The 23,283-nt window shown below is 64.6% G+C and carries 13 protein-coding genes and 1 tRNA gene; 8 read left to right on the top strand and 6 right to left on the bottom strand.

Annotated features, from left to right (window positions below):
- The first annotated feature begins 6 nt into the window (after window positions 1-6).
- The gene (locus BMF89_RS08010) at window positions 7-786 is read left to right on the top strand and encodes a VOC family protein (RefSeq protein WP_078106563.1); all 780 of its coding nucleotides are present in this window, start codon (window positions 7-9) and stop codon (window positions 784-786) included.
- Window positions 787-1,064: 278 nt separating this feature from the next.
- Window positions 1,065-5,564, top strand: a complete 4,500-nt coding sequence (locus BMF89_RS08015) for an ExeM/NucH family extracellular endonuclease (RefSeq protein WP_078106564.1) — start codon at window positions 1,065-1,067, stop codon at window positions 5,562-5,564.
- Between the two features lie 120 nt (window positions 5,565-5,684).
- Here the strand turns inward: BMF89_RS08015 and BMF89_RS08020 are convergent, their stop codons facing one another.
- On the bottom strand, window positions 5,685-7,688 hold the full coding sequence (locus tag BMF89_RS08020; protein WP_078106565.1) for an FAD/NAD(P)-binding protein: 2,004 nt from the start codon (window positions 7,686-7,688) through the stop codon (window positions 5,685-5,687).
- A 59-nt stretch (window positions 7,689-7,747) separates the two neighbouring features.
- On the opposite strand from BMF89_RS08020, the gene BMF89_RS08025 reads away from it, so the two are divergent.
- Both BMF89_RS08025 and BMF89_RS08030 read left to right on the top strand, forming a co-directional pair.
- Window positions 7,748-10,009 carry a prolyl oligopeptidase family serine peptidase gene (locus BMF89_RS08025; protein ID WP_078106566.1) on the top strand — a complete coding sequence of 754 codons (2,262 nt, stop codon included), beginning with the start codon at window positions 7,748-7,750 and terminating at the stop codon, window positions 10,007-10,009.
- A gap of 140 nt (window positions 10,010-10,149) precedes the next feature.
- Window positions 10,150-10,237: transfer RNA gene (locus BMF89_RS08030), tRNA-Ser, on the top strand.
- Between the two features lie 123 nt (window positions 10,238-10,360).
- Here BMF89_RS08030 and BMF89_RS08035 read toward each other — a convergent pair.
- The gene (locus BMF89_RS08035) at window positions 10,361-11,797 is read right to left on the bottom strand and encodes an MFS transporter (protein ID WP_253190753.1); all 1,437 of its coding nucleotides are present in this window, start codon (window positions 11,795-11,797) and stop codon (window positions 10,361-10,363) included.
- The gene (locus tag BMF89_RS08040; RefSeq protein ID WP_078106568.1) at window positions 11,794-13,965 is read right to left on the bottom strand and encodes a RecQ family ATP-dependent DNA helicase; all 2,172 of its coding nucleotides are present in this window, start codon (window positions 13,963-13,965) and stop codon (window positions 11,794-11,796) included. Before BMF89_RS08040 ends, BMF89_RS08035 begins: the two co-directional genes overlap by 4 nt.
- A 124-nt stretch (window positions 13,966-14,089) precedes the next feature.
- On the opposite strand from BMF89_RS08040, the gene BMF89_RS08045 reads away from it, so the two are divergent.
- The 4 genes from BMF89_RS08045 (at window position 14,090) to BMF89_RS08060 (ending at window position 17,775) form a co-directional block, all read left to right on the top strand.
- Entirely contained in the window at window positions 14,090-15,508 is a 1,419-nt protein-coding gene (locus tag BMF89_RS08045) for a phosphomannomutase/phosphoglucomutase (protein ID WP_078106569.1), read from the top strand.
- 27 nt (window positions 15,509-15,535) lie between these two features.
- Window positions 15,536-15,988: a hypothetical protein gene (locus BMF89_RS08050; protein WP_078106570.1), complete on the top strand. Its 453-nt coding sequence runs from the start codon at window positions 15,536-15,538 to the stop codon at window positions 15,986-15,988.
- Window positions 15,989-16,012: 24 nt separating this feature from the next.
- Complete coding sequence (locus tag BMF89_RS08055) at window positions 16,013-16,462, top strand: Rrf2 family transcriptional regulator (protein WP_078106571.1); 450 nt, start codon at window positions 16,013-16,015, stop codon at window positions 16,460-16,462.
- A 152-nt stretch (window positions 16,463-16,614) separates the two neighbouring features.
- Window positions 16,615-17,775, top strand: coding sequence for a globin domain-containing protein (locus BMF89_RS08060; protein WP_078106572.1), 1,161 nt, complete (start codon window positions 16,615-16,617; stop codon window positions 17,773-17,775).
- A gap of 48 nt (window positions 17,776-17,823) precedes the next feature.
- Here the strand turns inward: BMF89_RS08060 and BMF89_RS08065 are convergent, their stop codons facing one another.
- The 3 genes from BMF89_RS08065 to BMF89_RS08075 all read right to left on the bottom strand — a co-directional run bounded on the left by BMF89_RS08065 (window position 17,824) and on the right by BMF89_RS08075 (window position 23,006).
- Window positions 17,824-18,429: a TetR/AcrR family transcriptional regulator gene (locus tag BMF89_RS08065; protein WP_078106573.1), complete on the bottom strand. Its 606-nt coding sequence runs from the start codon at window positions 18,427-18,429 to the stop codon at window positions 17,824-17,826.
- 1 nt (window position 18,430) lies between these two features.
- On the bottom strand, window positions 18,431-21,013 hold the full coding sequence (locus BMF89_RS08070; RefSeq protein ID WP_078106574.1) for a PEP/pyruvate-binding domain-containing protein: 2,583 nt from the start codon (window positions 21,011-21,013) through the stop codon (window positions 18,431-18,433).
- 166 nt (window positions 21,014-21,179) lie between these two features.
- A complete protein-coding gene (locus BMF89_RS08075; RefSeq protein WP_078106575.1) occupies window positions 21,180-23,006 on the bottom strand; it encodes a phosphoenolpyruvate carboxykinase (GTP) in 1,827 nt (608 codons plus the stop codon).
- Between the last annotated feature and the right edge of the window lie 277 nt (window positions 23,007-23,283).

The raw sequence follows: 23,283 nt of genomic DNA on the forward strand, positions 1-23,283 counted from the left end.
GCAAACATGCCCACGCCTGACATCACCCCCGGCTCACCTTGCTGGATCGACCTGATGACCTCGGACACGGAGAAGGCAAAGTCCTTCTACAACACCCTCTTCGGCTGGACCTACGAGACCGGGGACCAGGAAAAGTACGGCGGCTACATCACGGCGTCGAAGGACGGCAAGATGGTGGCCGGGATCATGCAGAAGCAGCCGGACATGGGCCAGATGCCCGATGTCTGGTCCACTTACCTGCGCACTGACGACATCAAGGCCACCACCGAAGCGGCCGTCGCCAACGGCGGCCAGGTCTACATGGAACCCATGGAAGTGCCGGACCAGGGAACCATGGCCATGTACGCGGACTCCTCCGGAGCAGCAATCGGCGCCTGGCAGTTCGGCGAGATGAAGGGCTATCAGCTGGCTGCCGAAACAGGCGCACCCGCCTGGCACGAGCTCTTCGCCAAAGAATACGACTCGGCAGTTTCCTTCTACCAGAATGTCTTCGGCTGGGAAACCACCGTCGTGGGCGATACCCCGGAGTTCCGCTACACGACGCTCGGGGAGGGCGACAACTCCAAGGCAGGCATCATGGATGCCTCCGGTTTCCTCCCCGCCGAGGTGCCGTCCTATTGGGGCGTCTACTTCGCGGTGGATACTGTCGATGCGACGATCGAGCAGGCCACCGCCCTGGGCGCCACCGTCATCCAAGCGGCTGAGGACACTCCCTACGGACGGATGGCCACCCTGACCGATCCGACGGGTGCGATCTTCAAGCTCATCCAAAACCAGGCTGCATAAGCCCAACCGCTAGGCGCAGCCGCCACCCACCAGAGAGCATGCTCTCCCCACGACGCGGGGAATGGACATATTGCGATTATGTCCACTCCCCGCCTCAAAGGGAGGGCATGCTCTCTCTTGTTTGTGCCGTCACCAGTCGGCAACCCGGTATTCATCCACGCCTGATGTGATGCCGAGCGTGATATCCCCACCGGAGTAAAGCCCGGTTCACCGCCCGCCGACGCACACGGCGGGTGTCTTCCACTGCGCCCTACAGGGCCAATTGAAAGTTAGAGCCAATGCATTTTAAAAATGGGAAACTTCTAGTCGGTTTGGTGGTGTCGGCGGGATTGCTTGCACCCCCGCTCGCCACCATTCCGGCCGTGGCAGCCGATACGCCCACCGCTACAGGCCCGTCGGTGGTGATCAATGAGGCCTACCTCAGCGGAGGAAGCGCCGGCGCTGCGTTCCGGAACAAGTTCGTCGAGCTGTACAACAACTCCGACTCCGCCGTCAGCCTGGGTGGTTGGTCGCTCCAATATCGCGCGGCGGGCAACGTCAATCCGCCCACCTTCATCACCCCCCTCAGCGGCACCATCCCGGCCAAGGGATTCTTCCTCGTCAAGGGCGCCAGCAACAGCGCAAGCTCGACGGCGGCAGAATTGCCGGCTGGCGACGTCGACGGTTCCGGAACGCTCAACCCGAGCGGAAGTGCCGGAACCATCGTCCTTGCGAAGCAGGGCACTGCAGTGAACCCCCTCCCCACGGGTTCCGTCGTGAGCAACCCCGCCGTAGCCGATCTCCTCGGTTACGGCAGCACGAATACCTTCGAGACCGCGGCGGCCCTGGCACCGGCAAGCAACACCGATGTCAGGAGCCTGAACCGGACCAACGGAGCGGACACCAACAACAACGCCGCCGACTTAAGCCTCAGCGCCGCCATCACCCCGACGGCGGCCGGGGCCACTGCCCCTCCGCCCACCGACGCCGGGACCAAGACCATCGCGGAAATCCAAGGCACCGGGGCGGCCAGCCCGTTCACCGGTGCCACTGTGACCACCCGGGGCAAAGTCACGGCCGTCTACGCCACGGGCGGTTTCAACGGCTACTACGTGCAGACCCCGGGAACCGGCGGCGACGCCGATCCGGCGGCCAGGACGGCGTCGGACGCTATTTTCGTCTACTCGCCGTCCACCGCTGAAAGCACCCGGACCGGCGACTACCTCGAACTCACCGGCACGGTAAGCGAGTTCTCCAACCAGACGCAGCTCACCGCGGACGCAAGCGGAGTGAAGAAACTCAGCGAAGCCTCACCTGAAGTCAAGCCGAGCAACTTCGCGCTTCCGGCCGACGAAACCACCCGCGAGCGCTACGAAGGCATGCTCGTGGCACCGCAGGGCGCCTTCACCGTGACGGACAACTATTCACTGAACCAGTACGGCGAAATCGGCTTGGCTGCAGGGACCTCTCCCTTGGTCCAGCCCACTGCCGTCGCAAACTACGGCTCAGCCGAATACAACGCGGTGGTTGCGGACAACGCACTTCGCGGCATCAAGCTCGACGACGGCGCGTCCACCAACTTCCTCAAGGACGCCTCCACGAAGGCACAGGCGCTTCCCTACCTGGCAACGAGCGATCCCGTGCGGGTCGGATCGGCTGCGGCCTTCCGTACCAACGTGATCCTCGGCTACGGGAACAACTCCTGGAAATTCCAGCCGCTCTCCCAACTGACCCCGGCCACCGCGGATTCGGTGCAGCCTGTCAGCTTCACCGGTAGCCGCCCCCAGGCCCCGGCGAACGTGGGCGGCAACCTGAAGATCGCCTCCTTCAACGTGTTGAACTTCTTCCCCACCACCGGTGACCAGCTCAGCGGCTGCACCTACTACACGGACCGGGACGGTAACCCGATCACGGTCAAGGACGGCTGCAACGCCCGCGGTGCGGCGAATGCCGAGAACCTCCAGCGCCAGCAAGCAAAGATCATCGCTGCGATCACCAAGTCCGGCGCCGACGTCGTCTCCTTGGAGGAGATCGAGAACTCGGCACAATTCGGCAAGAACCGCGACGATGCCCTCGCGAAGCTGGTGGATTCCCTCAACATCGAGACCCCGGGAATCTGGGACTACGTCCGCACGCCTGCCAACGCTCCCCCGCTGAGCGACGAGGACATGATCCGTACGGCGTTCATTTTCAAGAAGGCCAGCGCCGAACCACTGGGTGAGTCGATCATCCACAACGACACCATCGCTTTCGCCAGCGCACGCAAGCCCCTCGCCCAGGTATTCAAGCCCGTGGGGGCAAGCGATGACAAGAAGTTCATCGCGATCGTGAACCATTTCAAGTCCAAGGGCTCAGCAGTAACACCGGACGACACCGACAAGGGCCAAGGCGCTTCCAACCTCGCCCGCACCAAGCAGTCGCAATCGCTCCTGGCCTTCGCCGATCAGTTGAAGTCCTCCAAGGGCACCGACAAAGTGTTCCTCATCGGCGATTTCAACGCGTATTCCAAAGAAGACCCGATCAACGTCCTGACCGGGGCAGGCTACACAGATCTGGAAACAAGCACCGGGAAGCACTCGTACTTGTTCGGTGGAATGGTCGGCTCCCTCGACCACATCCTTGCCTCTCCCGCCGCCCATGAGGTGGTCACGGGAACTGACATCTGGAACATCAACTCGGTGGAGTCGGTCGCCTTTGAGTACAGCAGGTACAACAACAACGTCGGCAACTACTACGCCCCGGACCAATTCCGGGCAAGCGACCACGATCCCGTGGTGGTCGGCCTGAACCTGCCGACCACACGGGCCAGCGTGGACCTGCAGTTCCTGGGCATCAATGATTTCCACGGACGCATCGACAGCAACACCGTCCTGTTCGCCAGCACCATCGAACAGCTCCGGGCCAGCGCCGCGGCCGGTTCAACTGCCTTCATCTCCGCCGGAGACAACATCGGTGCGTCGCTCTTCGCCTCTGCGGTGGCCAAAGACCAGCCGACAATCGACGTGCTCAACGCGCTTGAAGTCAAGGCGTCCGCAGTGGGCAACCATGAGTTCGACGGCGGATGGTCGGACTTGCGGGACCGCGTCATCGCCGGGGGCAACAACGCGAAGTTCCCGCTCCTGGGTGCCAACGTCTACCAGAAGGGCACCACCACCCCGGTACTGCCGGAGTACACCGTCCTGGACATGAACGGCGTCAAGGTGGCCGTCATCGGCACCGTGACGCAGGAAACCCCGTCCCTGGTCAGCCCGGCCGGCATCGCCGACCTTGAATTCGGTGACCCTGTGGACGCCGTCAACCGTGTTGCCGCCAAGATCAAGGCCGGAAAGCTGGCCGATGTGATCGTCGCGGAAGTCCACGACGGCGCCGGAGCCGGTACAGCGGACGGTGCGACCATCGAACAGGAAGTCGCCGCGGGCGGGCCGTTCGCCAAACTCGTGAAGGAAACCACACCTGATGTTTCGGCCATCTTCACCGGCCACACCCACAAGGAATACGCCTGGGACGCACCGATCCTCGACGCCAACGGCCAGCCGACGGGCAAGACCCGCCCGATCGTGCAGACCGGAAACTACGGCGAAAACATCGGCCGTATCACGCTGACAGTGGACACTAAGAGCATGGCCGTGACCGCCTACACCGCGGGCAACGTCAAGCGGTCAGGAACGGACATGTCCGGAACCTACCCGCGTGCCGCACAGGTCAAGGCCATCGTCGACAAGGCGCTGGCCGACGCCGCCGTCGTCGGCAATCAGCCGGTGGGCGCTGTCACCGCGGATATCACCACGGCGTTCACGCCGGACCCCGCTGGAGGGACCCCCAAGCGTGATGACCGCGCGAGCGAATCCACCCTCGGCAACCTGGTGGCGGATTCCCTCGTGGACACGCTCAAGGCTCCGGAACTGGGCGGTGCCGAGATCGGCGTCGTGAACCCCGGCGGACTGCGCAACGAGCTCTACTACGCACCCGACGGCACCATCACCTACGCGGAGGCCAACGCTGTACTGCCCTTCGTGAACAACCTCTGGACTACCTCCCTGACGGGCGCCAAGTTCAAGTCGCTTCTTGAGCAGCAGTGGCAGACCAACGCCGATGGTTCCGTGCCGAGCCGTCCGTACCTGCAGCTGGGCGTGTCCAAGAACGTGAACTACACGTTCGACGCCGCCCGCCCCGCAGGCGACCGGATCACCTCCATTTGGGTGAACGGTGCGCTCATCGACCCCGCGAAGTCGTACCGCATCGGAACCTTCAGCTTCTTGGCCACCGGGGGCGACAACTTCCGGGTCTTCAAGGAAGGCAGCAACACCAAGGACTCAGGACTGGTGGATCGCGACGCGTGGATCAAGTTCTTGAGTGCGCACCATCCGGTGTCACCGGACTTCGCCCGCCGTTCGGTTGCCGTAGTGAACACCACGGCGGCGGAGGTGAAGAGGGGCGACGCCATGACCCTGGCCGTCTCCAAGCTGAACCTGACCTCGCTCGGCAGCCCGCAAAACGCCTCGCTCAAGGCAGTCTTCACGGATGCCAAGGGGCTCGCGACACAACTGGGAACGGTCGGCGTAGCTTCCGGTGCTGCCTCGGTGAACCTCAAGGTACCCGCCGGAGCGGCGGCCGGAACAGGAACCCTGGTGCTGACCGCCGTCGAGTCCGGGACCGTGGTGAAGGCCGCCGTCAAGGTTGCCGCCCCACTGCCTCCGAAGTGCACCGCGCCGGTAGCGCCGAGCAAGTGGTACGACGTGATCGGCTGGATCAAGCACGCCTTCGCGTGGCTCGAGTACCAGAAGTGCCTTAAGGGCTAGCCGCAGCGCCAACCCCGGATGAGCATGCTCTCCCCCGGCCCTGACCAGTGGACATATCAGGTTTATGTCCACTCGTCGGAACGGGCGGGGGGCATGCTCATTTTTGTTGGTGGAGCATGCTCATTTTTGGAGCGGAAGGCCGAGCATGTCCCTGGCGATTTCGTCCGCGTCGCGGAGGGTCCGTTGGCCGCTTCGGTAGCTGGCGCCCTCGGAAGGCCGGGCCTCCGCGGCAATGGCCGTTCCCCATTGCGTGGAGGAAAGCTGCAGGCCAAGGGCGTACATCCCCGGAGTCACCGAACCATTGGCGCCCACCAAACGGTAGGGATGCGGTTGGACGTCCAAGCCGGAGGTCTGCACGGGCGTTCCCTCGGCGGTCATCATGACCTTCGGCCGTACCAACCCGTCGGCGAGCAACTGGCGGAGGAACGGAGAAACACTCATGCCCACCCGGTTCGCGGGAGACATGGCTTCAATCAGCGTCCTGGCTTCCACGGCGTGGTCGTGCACCCAAGCAGACACCGCTCGGAAGACACGGTTGGAGCGGTCGACGCTGAATCGCGGATCAGGCCCCACGAAACTCACGACGCCGGCGCGCGCCAAAGCGGCCAACTGTTCGGCGCGCAGAGCAGGAGGACCGCTCGCGAGCCCCTCAACGAAGGATTCGAACCAGCCGCGCAGCTCACCGACCCACGATTCGTCCGTGATCCCGCCGTCGGCCACAGCACTCTTCAGGATTGCCCGTCCGGCGTGCAAGGCCCCGATGGCCATCTTCACAGGATCAGACTCTCCGAGCGCGGAACGGCGGGCGTCGTCGTCCAGGTAGTCCACGACGGCCGCGTCGAGTTCCTTCCTGGACGCGAAGGAATGCCCGGCCAAGGGCGCCGCGAGACCCAGCAGGTCAAGGCGGCGCGACGCGGCAACATGGGTGGTGACCAACTCCCCGACCTGGTTCTCCCATCGTCCTGTGGCGTGTGCATGCGGCTGCAACAAATCTTCGAGGGCAGCCAGGAACTCCGTCGCGTCAGTCACGGCCACGGGTTCGGCCACGACCAGCGTTGAGTAATAGGCCCACAGGGCGTCCCGATGCAGAAGGGGCCATAGGTCGTGGTCGAAGCCAGGTTGGATGCCGGCCGCGTCGAAGCGTTCCACCGCGCTCTCGGTCAGGTACCGCAAGCGCACGGACTTGGGATAGTAACCGTCCAGCCCGGCCTTGGCCCGGTACGGGGTGCCTCGCCTCGATGCCGCGATGATCTTCGGTTCGCGGCCCGAAGGCAGGTACTTGAGCTCCCCTTGGAGACCATCTTCTGCGGGCACGAATTGTCCCCCGCGGCCTTCGGTCAGCTGGCCCATGACGTCGAAGAAATTCAGGCCCATGCCCCGCACCAGGACCGTCTCCCCGTCCGGAACCAGAGCCCAGTCGACGTCGGCGGGTGCGGCCGGCGGCACGTACAGCAGCCCGAGTTCGGCCGCGACCTCCCTGAACGAACGCTGCTCCGGGTTGAGCCTGGACTCCAGGTGCCCCAGCGCGAGGACGAGGGAATCCACGGTGAGCTTGCCGCCGTCGTCGAGTTCGACGTCGAACCCTCCGCCCGCGGGATTGCCTGGCGAACCGTCACGCGCGCCGTCCGCCGGGGCGCCCGGCAGGGGATGCGCCGCCACGGCGTTGCTCCGATGGAAGGCGATCTCCACGCCGGCCGGGACACGGTCCAGCAGTTCCTCGAGCGTAGAGCGCAAGTACCGCCCGTAAAGGGCGCGGCTGGGAAAGTCGTGGGAGGCAAGTCCGGCAAGTTCGGCCCGTTCCTCGGGGCTCAGGCCCGGGCCGCCGTCGGACCGCTGTTTCGCCCGCCACTGCTCAAACGAGCCCCCGGCCAGGGGCGGCGCGAGTCGCTCGTCTTCGGGGATGAGCGTGGGATAGAACGACTGCGTGTTCATGAGGTACAGCCGGGACTGCTGGGGCTGCCAGACGTGCCCCGGACCGGCGGGATACGGGTCCACGACGTCGATGTGAAGGGAGCGCGTTTGCGTTTCCATCGCAGCCCAATTGGCGAGCAAACGCTCCAGCACACTGGTGCCGCGGGGACCTGCCCCGATCAGCCCGACCCGAATGTTCTGCGATTTACCCACGCCCAAGCCTAACTTCTTGTGACTTGCTTCCTCCTCAGATAGTCACCCTAGGATGAGGCATGACCACCACAGCAGCTGATCAAGCGCCCGCGCCCGACAACGCAACTGCCCAGGGAACCGCAATCGCCCCCGAACCTGTCGACGAGAATATCTGGCTCGAAGACATTCACGGCGAGGAACAGCTGGCCTGGGTGCGGGAGCAAAATGCCCGCACCGAAGACTTGCTGGATGACGCCGAATACGCCGCTTTGGAAGCCGGAATCCTGGAGGTCCTGGACTCCACGGACAGGATCGCCATGGTCAACAAGCGCGGCGAGCACTACTACAACTTCTGGAAGGACCAGCAGAACCCCAAGGGCCTCTGGCGCCGGACCACGTGGGAAAGCTACCTCAGCGACGCCCCGGAATGGGACGTGCTGCTCGACATCGACGCACTGGCGGCCGCTGAAGGCGAAGAATGGGTCTTCCACGGCGCCAACTTCCTGCGCCCGGCCGAAGGCGAACCGCACCGCCTCGCCATCATCGCCCTCTCCCCCGACGGCGGCGACGCCAACCGCCACCGCGAGTTCGACGTCGAGACCCGCACCTTCGTGGACCCTGCAACAGGCGGCTTCGACCTTCCGACCGCGAAGGGCAACGTGAGCTGGCTCGACGGCGATACCCTGCTGGTTGCCACGACCGCCGACGGCCTGCCGAAAACCAGTTCGTCCTACTCGCGCACGGGTGTGAAGCTCCGCCGCGGCCAGTCACTGGCCGAAGCCGAGCGGATTTTCGAGATCCCCGAAGACCACATGATGGCGCTCGTCGCCCACGACTCCACCCCGGGCTTCGAACGCACTTTCGCCGTGGACTGGATCGACTTCTTCAACCGGACCACGTCGGTGCTGCGCGACGACGCGTGGCTTGCGATCGATGTCCCCACCGACGTCAGCCTCAGTTCGCACCGTGAATGGCTCATGTTCCGTCCGCGGCAGGACTGGAACGTGGACGGGACCACGTACCCCGCCGGGTCCCTGCTGGCTGCCGACTTCGAGGGCTATCTGTCCGGGGAACGCGACTTCACGGTGCTTTTCACCCCGGATGAGCACACATCCCTCCAGTCGTGGAGTTGGACGCGGAACTACCTGCTCCTGAACCTGCTGCATGACGTCTCTTCCGAAATCAGGGTGCTGGACCCGGCCAGCAAGGACTCGGCCGGAGGGTGGGCCTCGACGTTGTTGGACGCGTGCCCGCCGCTGCACGACGTGAATGCCTACGCCGTCGACGACGAGGACGAAGCGGAAGGTGACGACGCCGGCAACGACTACTGGCTCGTGGCCACCGGATTCACCACTCCCACCACGCTCATGCGCGGCACCCTTTCCCCGGGCGTTGCCAGTTACAGCCTCGACGCAGGGCACGACGGCGGAGTGGCCAGTACGCATGCAGCGGTGAAGTCCTCGCCGTCGTTCTTCAACGAGGCGGACTACGAGGTTCAGCAGCACTTCGCCACGTCCGCAGACGGCACGCGCGTGCCCTATTTCCAGATCGCTTCCAAAGACCTGGACCTCGACGGCGAGAACCCCACACAGCTCTCGGGCTACGGCGGGTTCGAGGTCTCAAGAACGCCGGCCTACAGCGGAGCCATCGGGCGCGCCTGGCTGGAGCGCCGGACCGAAAGCATCACCTCCGAAGACGGCTCCGCGGTGCATTCACGCGGCGGCGTCTACGTCGTAGCCAACATCCGCGGCGGGGGCGAGTACGGTCCCGCCTGGCACAGCGCAGCCTTGCAGGCGAATCGACACCGCGCCTTCGAGGACTTCGCTGCTGTGGCGCGGCACCTCATTTCGCGGGGCGTCACCAGTCCGCGGCGGCTCGGCTGCGTGGGCGGCTCCAACGGCGGACTGCTCGTAGGCAACATGCTGACCCAGTACCCGGAACTGTTCGGAGCGATCTCCTGCGGCGTCCCGTTGCTGGACATGCGCCGTTACACCAAGCTCTCGGCCGGCTACTCCTGGATTGCCGAGTACGGCGATCCAGACGTCCCGGAGCAGTGGGAGTACATCCGTACCTTCTCGCCGTACCACCTGCTGCGCGACGGCGTGGAGTACCCGGAGACGTTCATCTGGACAGCTACGTCCGATGACCGTGTCGGCCCGGTCCAAGCGCGGAAGATGGCAGCCCGGATGCAGGCAATGGGCATCCCGAACGTGTGGTTCCACGAAGCCCTTGAAGGCGGTCACGCGGGAGCCTCGGACAACCGCCAGGCGGCCTCACTTCAAGCCCGCAGCCAGCACTTCCTGTGGCGGGCGCTTGCCGGCAAGGAGGGCTCGGGGCACTAGAGCCCTCAACGATGGAACGCCCGACGGCGGCCCGCACCACCTCCGACAGGCGGCAGCGCGGCGCCCGACGGCGGCCCGCACCCCCGTTTTGCACTGGATGCCCAGTTCTGCGTATCCTTGGTTGGCTAGCAATAGCAACTGGAGACGTGCCAGAGCGGCCGAATGGGCTTCACTGCTAATGAAGTGTGGGGCACAACTCCACCGGGGGTTCAAATCCCCCCGTCTCCGCGTTTTGGCCCCGGTCTTCGGACCGGGGCCTTTTTGCGTTCCCGGGTCCTCTGGCCGGACCGCGAGACCGAGGGACCGCGAGTGCGAGAAGCCGCTGACAAGGTCCTTGAATTTTGCGCAGCCCTAGCGCCGCTTCTGGGCCTTGCTCATAACCCTGCGACTGACTTCGGCTCCGGCGTGCCGGTGCAGGGTGAGGCTGTCCACCGTGCTCAGGAGCATCACGGCAGCCATCGCGAGGAAGGCGCCACGGTACGCGGAGGATGGGCCGCCGCCGAAAAGCGACACATGGTCGAAGAGACGCAGGAAGAGCGCACCCACTGCGATACCGGCACCCGCGGCCAGTTGAACCAATGTTGCCGACACCGCGTTGGCAGAGGGAAGCTCCCCCGGAACAATGTCCGCATACTGCACGGAGGCGTACGCCGAGAATCCGATCGAACGGAATGCCCCGCTGGCCAGGAGCAAAGCGATAATCAGCGGCTCCGGAGTCCCCGCATTGAGCGCTGCACAAGCGGCAAAGGTGACGGCCGAGGCAAATGAGGCGAAGACCAACACGGGTTTGAAGCCGAACCGTCGAATGATGGGCGTCGTGGCGGGCTTGATGCCGATGTTGCCGACGAATACCGCGGCCACCATGGCTCCGGACCTGAGCGGATCCCAGCCAAAGCCGTCCTGGAACAACAATGGCAGCAGGAAAGGCACCGAGCTGATGGTCAGGCGATAGATGAATCCCCCGGTGGAGGTGGCCCGGAACGTGCGCGTGGCGAAAACCCGGAGATCGAAGAGCGGAGCCTTGGCCTTGAGCATCCACCAGGCCGCTCCGGCCAATGCCAATGCACCGGCCAACAGCACGACCCCCGGGACCACACCGCCGCCATGACCGCCAATCCCTTCAAGACCCACAACAAGCGACCCGACGCCGAAGGTGGTGAGCGTGAGCCCGAGCCAATCGAGCCGTCGGCCAGCATCGCCGCCCGTACGCGGAACCAGCCTCAGGGCTGCAATGAACGCTGCGAGGCCCAGCGGCACGTTGATCAGGAAGATCCAGTGCCAGGATAGATAAGTAGTGAAAGCTCCGCCCACAAGCGGCGCTAAAACGGGCGCCAGCAACCCAGGCCAGACAAGGAATGCCGTGGCTCGGAGGAGTTCCGACTTGGGCGTGCCCCGCAACACTACGAGAGTCCCTACCGGAACCATCATGGCCCCGCCAGCACCCTGTGCCACGCGGCTCAAGGTCAGCAGGGTGAGGTCCTGGCTCGCGGCGCAAAGCAGCGAAGCCAAGGTGAACACGGCGATCGCCAGGCAGAAAATCCGACGCGCACCAAAGCGTTCCGCGAGCCAGCTGCTGAGCGGAATCCCCATGGCCACTGTCACCAAGTAGGCAGTCATTGTGATGTTGACGTCGGCCGAGACCACTTTGAAGTCGGCCGCGATGCTCGGCATGGCAGTAGTCAGGACTGTTCCGTCCAGGAACTCCATGAAAAAGGTGGCGGCCACGAGCAAAGCGAGCCGCGGCTGCCACTTGGATTCGGACTGGACGTCCGGGACGGAGCCGGTCACGCTGCTTGACCGAGGACGAGAGGCAGCACTGATCCGGCTCCCGCCTGCCTGAGGGCCCGGCCGGCAACGGTCATCGTCCATCGGCTGTCCGCCAGGTCATCGACCAAGAGGATGCCTTGACCGCCGAGCGAGGCAAGGCTCTCTCCAAGTTCGGGACCCACAACAAGGCGCTCCCAGACGCCGGCCAGCCGATAGGCGCTGTTGCCGCCGCGCCCGCCCGTTGGTCCCCCGTGTTGGAGTTGGAGGGAGCCCAAATACGGCATCTGGCCGATTCCGGCTATGCCGCGGGCCAGGGATTCGACCAGCACCGGTTTGTTCCTGGACGGAACGCTCACGACGGCAGCCGGGCGCCCTTGACCGCTCCACCCGGTGGATCGGCCGTCTCCGGCAGACCATTCTCGCAAGACCTGTACGCAGGCCTGCAACATGGCAGGTTCAACCTCGCGGTCAGCCGCCCCGGCGGCAAAGAGTTCACGGAGGGCGCCACCCCAGCCGAGGTCGGTCAGGCGTGCCAGGATGCGTCCTTCGGACAGCAACTCCTCCGGCTTGATCTTGCCTTTCACGCTCACGCCCAGCCGGTCCATGCCGCTGGGCCATTGAAGCCTGGGTTCGAGCGCAAGACCCGCTCGCCGCAGGGTTTGACCGGCGGCGTCGGCGGCTGCTGCTGCCACGTCCGCCGGAAACCACTTGCCGGCACAATTGTCGCAGCGGCCGCATTCACGCGCGGACTCGTCGTCCAGGACAGCGGTGATGTATTCCATGCGGCACCCGGCGGTGTCCTGGTAGATCACCATGGAATCCTGCTCGTCCACCCGTGCCTCGGCGATACGGGCGTAGCGTTCGGCGTCGTAAATCCAGGGACGTCCCGTGGATTTCCAGCCACCGCCTACGCGCTCCACCGCTCCATCCACGGCCAGGACCTTCAGCAGGAGTTCCAAGGGAGTCCGGCGCAGGTCCACCCGCGCTTCGAGCGCCACGGTGGACAAGGCAGAGCCGGATTCGGCCAAGACGTCGAGGACGGCGGCGGCCTTTTCCTCCGACGGCATTGAAGCAGTCGCAAAGTATTGCCAGATCTCGCGGTCCTCGGATCCGGGCAGAAGGAGCACATCGGCATTTGCTGCGCCACGGCCGGCACGGCCGACTTGCTGGTAGTAGGCCACCGGGGATGACGGCGCGCCAAGGTGGATGACGAACCCGAGATCCGGCTTGTCGAAGCCCATGCCGAGCGCCGACGTGGCAACCAGTGCCTTCACCTCGTTGTCCTTAAGGAGTTGCTCGGCCCGCTCGCGATCCGCGGGGTCCGTCCGTCCGGTGTAGGACAAGACGTTGTGGCCTGCCTCGGAGAGGAGCCTGGCGGTGTCTTCAGCGGCCGAAACGGTCAGCGTATAGATGATTCCGCTGCCTGGCATGTCTGCAAGGTGGGTCAGCAACCAGCCAAGGCGATCCCGCGAATCGGCGAGCTTCAAGACCCCCAGCCGCAAGGACTCACGGCCGAGCTCCCCGCGGATGGTCAATACTCCGGCACCGAGCTGCTCTTCGATGTCGTGGACCACCCGGGAGTTGGCCGTGGCTGTGGTGGCGAGCACTGGAACACTGCCCGGCAGTTGCTCGATGAGGTCGGAGATGCGCCGGTAGTCGGGGCGGAAATCGTGTCCCCAGTCCGAAATACAGTGTGCCTCGTCAATCACCAGGAGACCGGTGCGCCGAATGAGCTCGGGAAGCTGGTTCTCCCGAAACGAAGGATTGGTGAGCCGCTCCGGCGAAACCAGGAGTACATCAACCTCGTCCGCGGCCAGCTGCTCCCGGACGTTGTCCCACTCAAGTTGATTGGCGGAGTTGATCGCAACGGCCCTCACGCCAGCACGTGCGGCTGCCGCCACTTGGTCCCGCATGAGTGCGAGCAGCGGCGAAACGATGAGGGTGGGACCTGCGCCCCGGCGCCTCAACAACAACGACGAGACGAAGTACACAGCCGACTTGCCCCAGCCCGTCCGCTGCACCACTAAGGCGCGCCTTCCGGCGTCGACGAGGGCCTCAATCGCCTCGTACTGGCCGTCGTGGAATCGGGCGTCCGCGTTTCCGACCAGCTCTTTCAGTACTTCAAGGGCCTGCAGCCGGGTGGTGGACTGTTCTGCTGCGAGTAGGGCAGCATCCGGGTTGTTGGGCATGGCTTCAGTATTCCAGCCCCCACAGACAGCCAGAACCCGTGACTTCATCTATGTGGACAAACGTTTTCCACATAGATGAAGCCACGGCGTCGCGACGACCTCGCTCCACAGTAAGATTGAGCGCGTGACTAGCGAGCAGAACAAGACATTTGACCTCTCGGCTTCCTTCAAGGCCTATGACGTCCGGGGAATCGTCGGCGAATCCATCACGTCGCACATCGTGGAATCCGTCGGCGCGGCCTTCGTCGACACCCTCGGCCTCGCTGGCGAGACTGTGCTGGTTGGCGGCGATATGCGCCCGTCATCCCCCGAATTCATCAAGGCATTCGCCGACGGCGCCGCCCGTCGCGGCGCCAATGTCCAGCTCCTGGACCTCATCTCCACCGACGAGCTCTACTACGCGTGCGGCGCCCTCAATGCAGCCGGCGCCACGTTCACCGCAAGCCACAACCCAGCCGAGTACAACGGCATCAAGATGTCCAAGGCCGGCGCCCAGCCGATCTCGTCCGAAACAGGCCTCAAGGAAATCCAGGCACTGGCTGAGGAGTACCTCAACACGGGAAGCATTCCGGCCGCAGAGGTGCAGGGCAAGATCAGCACCCGCGATGTCCTGAAGGACTACTCGGAGTACTTGCGCAGTCTGGTTGACCTGAACGGCTCGCGTCCGCTGAAGATCGTCGTCGACGCCGGAAACGGCATGGCCGGGCTGACCACCCCGGCAGTGCTTGGCGATCAGCTGCTTCCCGCCCTGCCGTTCGAGATCGTCCCCCTGTACTTTGAGTTGGATGGCTCCTTCCCGAATCATCCGGCCAATCCCCTTGAGCCCGAAAACCTGCGCGATCTGCAGGCCGCAGTCATCGAGCACGGCGCGGATATCGGCCTGGCGTTCGACGGCGACGCCGACCGCTGCTTCGTGATCGACGAGAAGGGCGAACCGGTATCTCCGTCTGCCATCACCGGGATGGTTGCCCGCCGGGAAATCGCCCGCGCACAGGCCGCCGGTGAAGAGACCCCCGTGATCATCCACAACCTGCTGACCTCGCGGGCAGTCCCGGAACTCGTGGCGATGGATGGTGGCAGGGCTGTGCGCACGCGCGTGGGGCACTCGTTCATCAAGGCCGTCATGGCAGAAGAAGGAGCCGTCTTCGGCGGCGAACACTCGGCACACTTCTATTTCCGCGATTTCTGGAACGCCGACACCGGTATGCTCGCAGCCATGCACGTCTTGGCGGCATTGGGCGAGCAGGACGGTCCGCTGTCTGAGCTTGGCCGCCAGTACGAGCCTTACGTCTCTTCCGGTGAAATCAATTCCGAAATCGAAGACAAGGCAGGGGCCATTGAGCGGGTCCGCGTCGATTTCGACGGCGAAGACGTCGACGTGGACACCATGGATGGCAGCACCTTCACCGCGAAAGACGGCAGCTGGTGGTTCAATCTTCGTCCGTCCAACACGGAGCCCTTCTTGCGCCTGAATGCCGAGGCGAAGGACGTTGCCACCATGGAAAAGGTCCGGGACCGCGTCCTCGCGCTGGTCCGGTCCTAGCAGGCGGCCCCGGAAGGGAGCAGCAGCATGAGCACCACAACCAAAGGCCTCGAAAGCACTGAGGAACACGAACTCCGTGAAGTGCGTGAAACCCTGGGTGCCGCCTTGGCAACGGCACAGGAACACTTGGAGCAAAACGGAGGATTCCTGCCATTCGGTGTCACTCTCGATGAGGATGACGAACTTCGGATCGTCTTCGTAACCCCTGGAGAGCCTGACGATGAGGGAAGCGTCGACACAGACTTGATGCTGGCGGACATCCTCGAATTGCTGCGCCAAGGCCGTGACGAATACCGTGCGGTGGCGATTGCGAGCGACGTAATCCTTCCGGAACACGGCTCTGACGGGATCCACGCCGCAGCTGAGCATCGCGGCGGCCGAGTGATGGCAGCCGTTGTCCCCTATGTCCGGACTGCCGAAGGCTTCACTTTCGACAACGCCGAAGCCGACACCAATGAACCCCTCGTATGGGTGGACTAGACCTTACTCCGTAAGCTTGAGGGCATGAAGATCAATGCCTTCGCGGATGTGAGCCTGCGTGCGCTCCTGGTTCTCTCGTCCGCGCCCGCAGGTGAACTCCTGACGACCCAAAACATCGCCGACGCCGTGGGAACTCCGTACCACCATGTCAGCAAGGCCATTGTTCGGCTGCGGGAGCTGGGCCTCATCGACGTCGAGCGCGGCCGCAACGGTGGATCCAGGCTCAGTGCCGCCGGACAGAAAGCCACCATTGGCCAGATTCTGCGGGAACTGAATACCAGACCCGACCCCGCCGAGTGCCAATCCGCCCATGGCGACTGCCCTCTGATCACTGAATGCGGCTTGCGCCACGCCCTGGCCCGCGCGAGGGAGGCCTTTTACCGGGAGCTGGACGACGTCGTCGTCTCTTCCCTTCCGCGTTTGCGACAAATGGCGCCTGTATTCCAGGCGATCGGGTTGCGACCCGGACTGTAAGACCGTGTTGGAGCGCCCGCCGACGGTCGGTGGGCTGCCGATTAGCCAAATCCTTCTACGGCGTGTAGAAATTTAGCTATAGATACTTGCATTTCAAATACAAGTATTGGCCGGTCCGCATGCAACCGCGGGCCATTAAGACAGGAGTACCTATGCTCTCGGACAAGTCCTTCCCCGTCATCGAGGCCACTTTGCCGCTCGTCGGCTCCCGGATTGGTGACATCACCCCCAAGTTCTACTCCCGCCTCTTCGCAGCGCACCCCGAGCTGCTCGACGGGCTGTTCAGCCGTTCGAACCAGCGCTCCGGCAGCCAGCAGCAGGCATTGGCCGGAAGCATCGCTGCTTTCGCAAGCCATCTGGTGAGCAACCCCGGCACACTACCGGAGACAGTCCTGTCACGCATTGCACACCGCCACGCATCCTTGGGGATCACCGAGCCGCAGTACCACGTGGTCTATGAGCACCTCTTCGCCGCGATCGCGGAGGACCTGGCCGAGGTCATCACCCCTGAAATCGCCGAAGCCTGGACAGAGGTCTATTGGCTCATGGCGGACGCGTTGATCAAGCTCGAAAAGGGACTGTACGCGGCGCAGGCCAATGGCGAAATGTGGAGCCCATGGAAGGTGGCGTCCAAGACTCCCGCCGGCACCGGGTCCATGACCTTCATCCTGCAGGCGGCCGACGACACCCCCATCACCGAAGCACTGCCGGGCCAATACATCAGCGTCAAGGTCACGCTCCCGGACGGCTTGCGCCAGGTCCGTCAGTACTCGCTTTCCGGCGACGCCGGCACCAGCCGCAGCTTCACGACCAAGATCGACGACGGCGGTGAGGTTTCGCCCGTGCTGCACAACGACGTCGAGGTCGGCGATGTCCTGGGGATCTCCAATCCCTACGGCGAAATCACGCTCAAAGATGGCAACGGTCCCGTCGTCCTCGCCTCGGCCGGCATCGGCTGCACGCCGACGGCTTCCATCCTGCGTTCGCTCGCCGATTCCGGCTCCGACCGCCGGATCCTGGTGCTCCACGCCGAGAGCAATCTGGACAGTTGGGCGCTTCGCGGCCAGATGACGGACGACGTCGAGCGCTTGGACGCGGCCGAGCTGCAGCTCTGGCTAGAAGAACCACAGGCCGGGGCCAAAGCGGGCTTCATGTCACTGCGCGAGGTGGACCTTCCGGCCGACGCCTCACTGTACTTGTGCGGACCGCTGCCGTTCATGAAGCACATCCGCAACGAAGCGATCAACGCCGGAATCCCCGCCACAAAGATTCACTACGAGGTCTTCGGCCCGGACATCTGGCTCGCCAACTAGCAAGCAGTAGGTGTCGTTTAGAGGCCCCAAAACGACACCTACTGCGAGTCAGTTGGGCGGCCCGGCCTTTAGCAGCGGCAGCATCACCTCGTCCACCACGTGCACCAGGAATTCGTCGTCGATCGGCGCGCCCGAGAAGATGAACCGCTGCCGCAACAAGGCGGGGCCGGCCTCGATCCTGGTCTCCGTCGCTACGCTCGGATCGCATTCGCCGCGGGACGCGGCCTGCTCAATGATCGCGCGCATGATCTTTGCCACGTTGCCGCGGGCGTACTCCCGGATCTCAGCCGCCACCGCCGGATTCTGCAGCGCCTCCCCCAAGAGCCCGCGCATGGCTTGCCCTACTGCTCCTTCCAGTTGCTGGGCCACGAGCCGCAGGATCGCGAGGGCATCCCCGCGCAGGCTACCGGTATCGGGCGCGGACGCCGGACCAGGCATGGCATCGTAGGCTGCTTCGAGGACCAGGGCCGCGCGCCCGGGCCACCGCCGGTAGAGCGACGCCTTGCTCGCCCTGGCGCGCTCGGCAACGCTGTCCATGGTCAACCCTGCGTAGCCGGATTCGGCGATCTCTTCCCGGACCGCCTTGAAGATTGCGCTGTTCAGGGCCGCCCCGCGGCGGCGCGGCAGCTTCCGGTGATCCCGCTGCTGCGGCATCTCAAGGCCTCTCCGCCGAAGCGGCCGGCAGGACCACTCCCCGGGTTCCGTCCACGAATACCCGTTGGCCGTCGGCCAGGATACTCGTGCCAGAGCCGGTTCCCATGACGGCCGGAATGCCGTATTCCCTCGCGACAATCGCCGCATGTGAGCCGAGCCCACCGGCGTCCACCACAACCGCGGCGGCCCTCTGGAACAGCGGCGTCCAGGCCGGGTTGGTATACGGGCAGACGAGGACCTCTCCACTGCGCAACCGTCCGAACTCCGCCGGTCCACGGATCACACGGACCGGACCGGTCGCTTGGCCCCGGCTGGCCGGAGTGCCGGAGACCAGGGCCCCTTCGACCTTGCGGTTCCGGGCGAAGAGCAAAGCCGGATCGAGCAACGGGATGCCTTCGAGCCCGCGCCGCTTCGCCGCGCGCGCCAGCACCAGCGGCCGGAATCGGTCACGGAGCGAAGCCGGCAGCGCGCCGTCGTCGTTGTCCTTGATGGACTCAAGTTCCTCGAACCGCAGGTGATAGATTTCGTCGGGCTCATCGAGCACGCCGGCCAACACCAACCGGCGGCCTAGCTCCCGGTAGGCCCGGCGGATCGGCGGGATGGCTTTGGTCGCGTAGAAGTGGCTGTCCTCGCGGAACGCCATGCCGGCTTGTGCGGATTCGACGGCGGCGAGCACTCGCCGACGCAGCGGTTCGAAGCGGAGAGCCGGATGGCGTTTCAGTGCCGCGAGCGCATCCCCGGACTGGTCAACTGTTTGAGGCCGTTCTCCAGACATGGCCTTGACCAACCCCAGAACCACCTCGGGGGCATCGGACCACGTAGGCGAACTACTGAGGACAACGCTCGTGGTTTCGCGGTGGCCGTACTCGAGCTGGAACTCCTCGAAAGCCTCTCGGAATGCGCGATGACCGGGTTCCTTTTCCACCACGTCCAGGAGCTCACGGGGTGCCGAACCAAGTAACGCGCGGGACAACCCTGGATCGTCCGCCGCGATGGAAGCGAGCCGTTCGAGGGCCCTGTTCGCTTGGCTCGTCCGCGTTTCCGCCCCGGCGATCAACGCAGGCGCAAGCTTCGTCTTGCCCAGGAGCAAGAGCATCAACCTCATTTTCAGCACCGGCACCAGGATGCCCGGCAGATACGAAACCCTCAAATCTGTGATGCTCTGCATCGCCGCGAAGCATTCCTCGGCAAATGCAACAACCACGCGCCACCGCAACGGGCCGAGGTCTGTGCCGTTCAGTCGTTCGATGTTGCCGAGGAACAGGGAGAAACGCGGATCCCGGGTCCAGGCGGCGGCCTTGAATCGCCTCGCCCGGCGCAACAAGGACAGCGGTGCGGCAATCGTCCGGACAGTCGGGCGCGGAACCGGCGGGATGAGCTGCACCACCACCCCGTCTTCCTCCGGCAGCAACTCCTCCACCGCGGGGAAGACCACCCCCACGCTCCCGGCCATCCCGTGCAGCATGGCGAGGATCCCCCTACTCATCCAGCCGGATACGTCCAAGGGATAGGGCCGCTCCTGGAACATCTCGATGAAGAACGGCCCGACGCGCCGTTGGACCGCGTTGAGGACGGGCGGTTGGGGCGGGAGCGCGGTCAAGGGCCTCGACTGCAGGATGTACAGCGTTCCGTCGACCGCCGCCCACTCGATGTCCTGTGGCCGGCCGAAATGTTGCTGGGCTTTCGTTCCCAGCCTGGCAAGTTCCGCCAATTCCTCCGCGGCGAGCCCTGGTTTCGTGCTTTGTGTACCGGAGTTTTCCTGCGTACCGCCACCCTCGGCCACGCTGATCACCACCTCGCGGCCACCGGGCGTGAAACTCAGCGTTTTCCCCGAGCGGTCCAGCACGTAGTGCTCCGGCGTCACCCTCCCGGAGACCACGGCCTCCCCCAGCCCGGGGTTCGCGTCCACCACCATCTCGCCGCGCTCGCCCGTGACCGGGTTCGCAGTGAACAGCACGCCCGCCATCGCGGCGGGCACCATTTTTTGCACGACGACGGCGATCGCCACCTCGTGCGGATCGATCCCCTGCCGTCGGCGATAGGCCATGGCCCGGTCCGTCCACAACGATGCCCAGCAATTGGCGACCGCCCGGACTACACCGTCTCCGCCGAGCACGTTGAGATAGGTGTCCTGTTGACCGGCGAACGCGGCTCCCGGAAGATCCTCCGCCGTGGCGCTGGAGCGGACCGCGACTGGCCCGCCGCCCAGCCCCGCATAGGCATCGAGGATCTCCTGCCGCAGCCAGCCGGGCATTTCCGCCCCGGCGAAGAGGGCCCGGAGTGCCGCACTACCGGTACCATCGCCGCCGTCGGGAGCTTCATCCGGCCCGCCGGACAGGAAACCGCCCAGCGCGGCACCCACGTTCGTTTCCGCCAGGAAGGACGAGTACGCGTCCGTGGTGAGGATAAATCCCGGCGGCACGGGAAACCCCTGACGCACCAACTCCCCCAGGGCGGCACCTTTTCCACCGGCAACGGCGATGTCCCCCACGCCAAATTGGGCCAAGGACGCGATGGTCGGCTTCGGCGCTTCAGGCGGTCCCGACCCCGTGGAGTCTTTGGTGTGCTGCTGGGCATCGTCCATAACGCGGACCCCCGGAATTAGAGAACTGCTGGTTCTCTAAAAGCTACTCTCGGCCCGATCACGGCACAATGCTCCGCGACGACTGCTCCACCGCGCGGAAACGACGACAGCGATCCCGCACCAGGTGCGGGATCGCCGTCGTCGTAAGCCAGGTTCGGCAGGTGGGCTAGGCCAGACGGGCCTTCAGTCCGTCGAGCTCGGAGATGAGCGCGGCTGGCAGGGAACCGCCGAACTTTGCGTACCATTCCTCGATCGATGCCAGTTCGGTCTCCCACTCGGCCGGGTCGACGCGTACTGCGGCTTCCACCTCGGCGGGGGTCATGTCCAGGCCTTCGAGATCGATGGCCTCGCCGGTCGGCACGAAGCCGATGGGGGTCTCGACGGCGTCGGCGTTGCCTTCAAGCCGCTCGATGGCCCACTTTAGGACGCGGGCGTTGTCACCGAAGCCGGGCCAGGCAAATCCGCCCTCGGCAGTGCGGCGGAACCAGTTGACCAGGAAGATCTTGGGCAGCCGCTCAGGGTTGGCCTTGGCGGACAGGTTGACCCAGTGGTTCAGGTAGTCGCCTGCGTCGTAGCCAATGAACGGCAGCATGGCCATGGGGTCGCGGCGCACGACGCCAACCGCACCGGCCGCAGCAGCGGTGGTCTCGGAGGACAGCGTGGAACCCATGAAGATGCCGTTGGACCAGTCACGGGCCTCGGTGACCAGCGGGATGGTGGTCTTGCGGCGGCCGCCGAAGAGGATCGCGGAGAGCTCCACGCCGTCGGGGCTGAAGTACTCCTCGGCGAGCATGTCGATCTGGTCGATCGGGGTGCAGAAGCGGGAGTTCGGGTGCGCAGCAGGCTTGTCGGACTCGGGAGTCCAGGAGTTGCCCTGCCAGTCGGTCAAGTGCGCCGGAGTTTCCTGCGTCATACCCTCCCACCAGACGCCGCCGTCGTCGGTCAGCGCAACGTTGGTGAAGATGCTGTTGCCCTTGGCAATGGCGCGCATGGCGTTGGGGTTGGTGCCCCAACCGGTGCCGGGAGCGACGCCGAACAAGCCGGCCTCGGGGTTGACGGCGCGGAGCTCGCCTTCCTTGCCGAAGCGCATCCAGGTGATGTCGTCGCCGAGGGTCTCCACCTTCCAGCCCTTGATGGTGGGGTCGAGCAGGGCGAGGTTGGTCTTGCCGCAAGCGGAGGGGAATGCCGCGGAGATGTAGTAGGTCTTCTGCTCAGGCGAAGTCAGCTTCAGGATGAGCATGTGCTCGGCCAGCCAGCCTTCGTCGCGGGCCATGACGGACGCGATGCGGAGGGCGTAGCACTTCTTGCCGAGGAGTGCGTTGCCGCCATAGCCGGAGCCGAAGGACCAAATGGAGCGCTCTTCCGGGAAGTGCACGATCCACTTGTCGGGGTTGCAAGGCCATGCGACGTCGGCCTGGCCGGCTTCCAACGGAGCGCCGAGGGAGTGCAACGCGGGGACGAAGAAAGCGTCGGTCTGCGAAATGCGCTCAAGGACGTCCGTGCCGATGCGGGCCATGATGCGCATCGAGGCAACAACGTAGGCGGAGTCGGTGATCTCGACGCCGAACTTCGGATCTTCGGCATCCAGGTGGCCCATGACGAACGGAATGACGTACATGGTGCGGCCGCGCATGGAGCCGGCGAACAGCCCGCGCAGCTTCTGCTTCATCTCGGCCGGAGCCATCCAGTTGTTGGTGAAGCCTGCGTCGTGCTCCTTCTCGGAGCAGATGTAGGTCTGTTCTTCCACGCGGGCTACGTCCGCGGGATCAGAGAATGCAGCGAAAGAGTTGGGGAAGAGCTCTTGGTTCAGCCTCTTCAGGGTGCCGGCCGCAACGAGTTCGTCGGTCAGCTTCTTGTTTTCAGCTTCACTGCCGTCGACCCAGTGGATGCGGTCCGGCTGTGTCAGCTCGGCTACTTCCTCCACCCAGGCCAACAGGCGTGCATGCGTAGTAGGTGCCTTCTCAAGCAACGGCAGTCGCGCCAGATCGCCCATCGTGGTTCCCTTCCTCGGGTTCAGTGGTGTGTCCTAAATGCTAGGGGTCGCGGAGTAGACCAATCTGGGTCCAGACATGGGATCTCTTGACCATTTCGACGCAAAACCCCTAAAAATCAAGGATCTGCGTCAAAGATTTGCCAAATTTAGTGACCAAGGTCACATAGACCGGTCTAGTTAGGCAGATTACACCGCATCGATTTGGCACCAACAGCGATCTCGCGTAAAGTTTATTGAGGTTCGAGGGGGGAACGAGTTTGAAACTCCCCAGAATCAC

It is taken from the genome of Arthrobacter sp. SRS-W-1-2016, assembly GCF_002009585.1.
Taxonomy (GTDB): domain Bacteria; phylum Actinomycetota; class Actinomycetes; order Actinomycetales; family Micrococcaceae; genus Arthrobacter; species Arthrobacter bambusae_A.

What these genes read in the sequence shown, in the direction of transcription:
- BMF89_RS08040 (WP_078106568.1), bottom strand. Translation starts at nt 13,965, where the DNA reads ATGCCCAACAACCCGGATGCTGCCCTACTCGCAGCAGAACAGTCCACC.
- BMF89_RS08075 (WP_078106575.1), bottom strand. Translation starts at nt 23,006, where the DNA reads ATGGGCGATCTGGCGCGACTGCCGTTGCTTGAGAAGGCACCTACTACG.
- BMF89_RS08065 (WP_078106573.1), bottom strand. Translation starts at nt 18,429, where the DNA reads ATGCCGCAGCAGCGGGATCACCGGAAGCTGCCGCGCCGCCGCGGGGCG.
- BMF89_RS08010 (WP_078106563.1), top strand. Translation starts at nt 7, where the DNA reads ATGCCCACGCCTGACATCACCCCCGGCTCACCTTGCTGGATCGACCTG.
- BMF89_RS08025 (WP_078106566.1), top strand. Translation starts at nt 7,748, where the DNA reads ATGACCACCACAGCAGCTGATCAAGCGCCCGCGCCCGACAACGCAACT.
- BMF89_RS08055 (WP_078106571.1), top strand. Translation starts at nt 16,013, where the DNA reads ATGAAGATCAATGCCTTCGCGGATGTGAGCCTGCGTGCGCTCCTGGTT.
- BMF89_RS08070 (WP_078106574.1), bottom strand. Translation starts at nt 21,013, where the DNA reads ATGGACGATGCCCAGCAGCACACCAAAGACTCCACGGGGTCGGGACCG.
- BMF89_RS08050 (WP_078106570.1), top strand. Translation starts at nt 15,536, where the DNA reads ATGAGCACCACAACCAAAGGCCTCGAAAGCACTGAGGAACACGAACTC.
- BMF89_RS08060 (WP_078106572.1), top strand. Translation starts at nt 16,615, where the DNA reads ATGCTCTCGGACAAGTCCTTCCCCGTCATCGAGGCCACTTTGCCGCTC.
- BMF89_RS08015 (WP_078106564.1), top strand. Translation starts at nt 1,065, where the DNA reads ATGCATTTTAAAAATGGGAAACTTCTAGTCGGTTTGGTGGTGTCGGCG.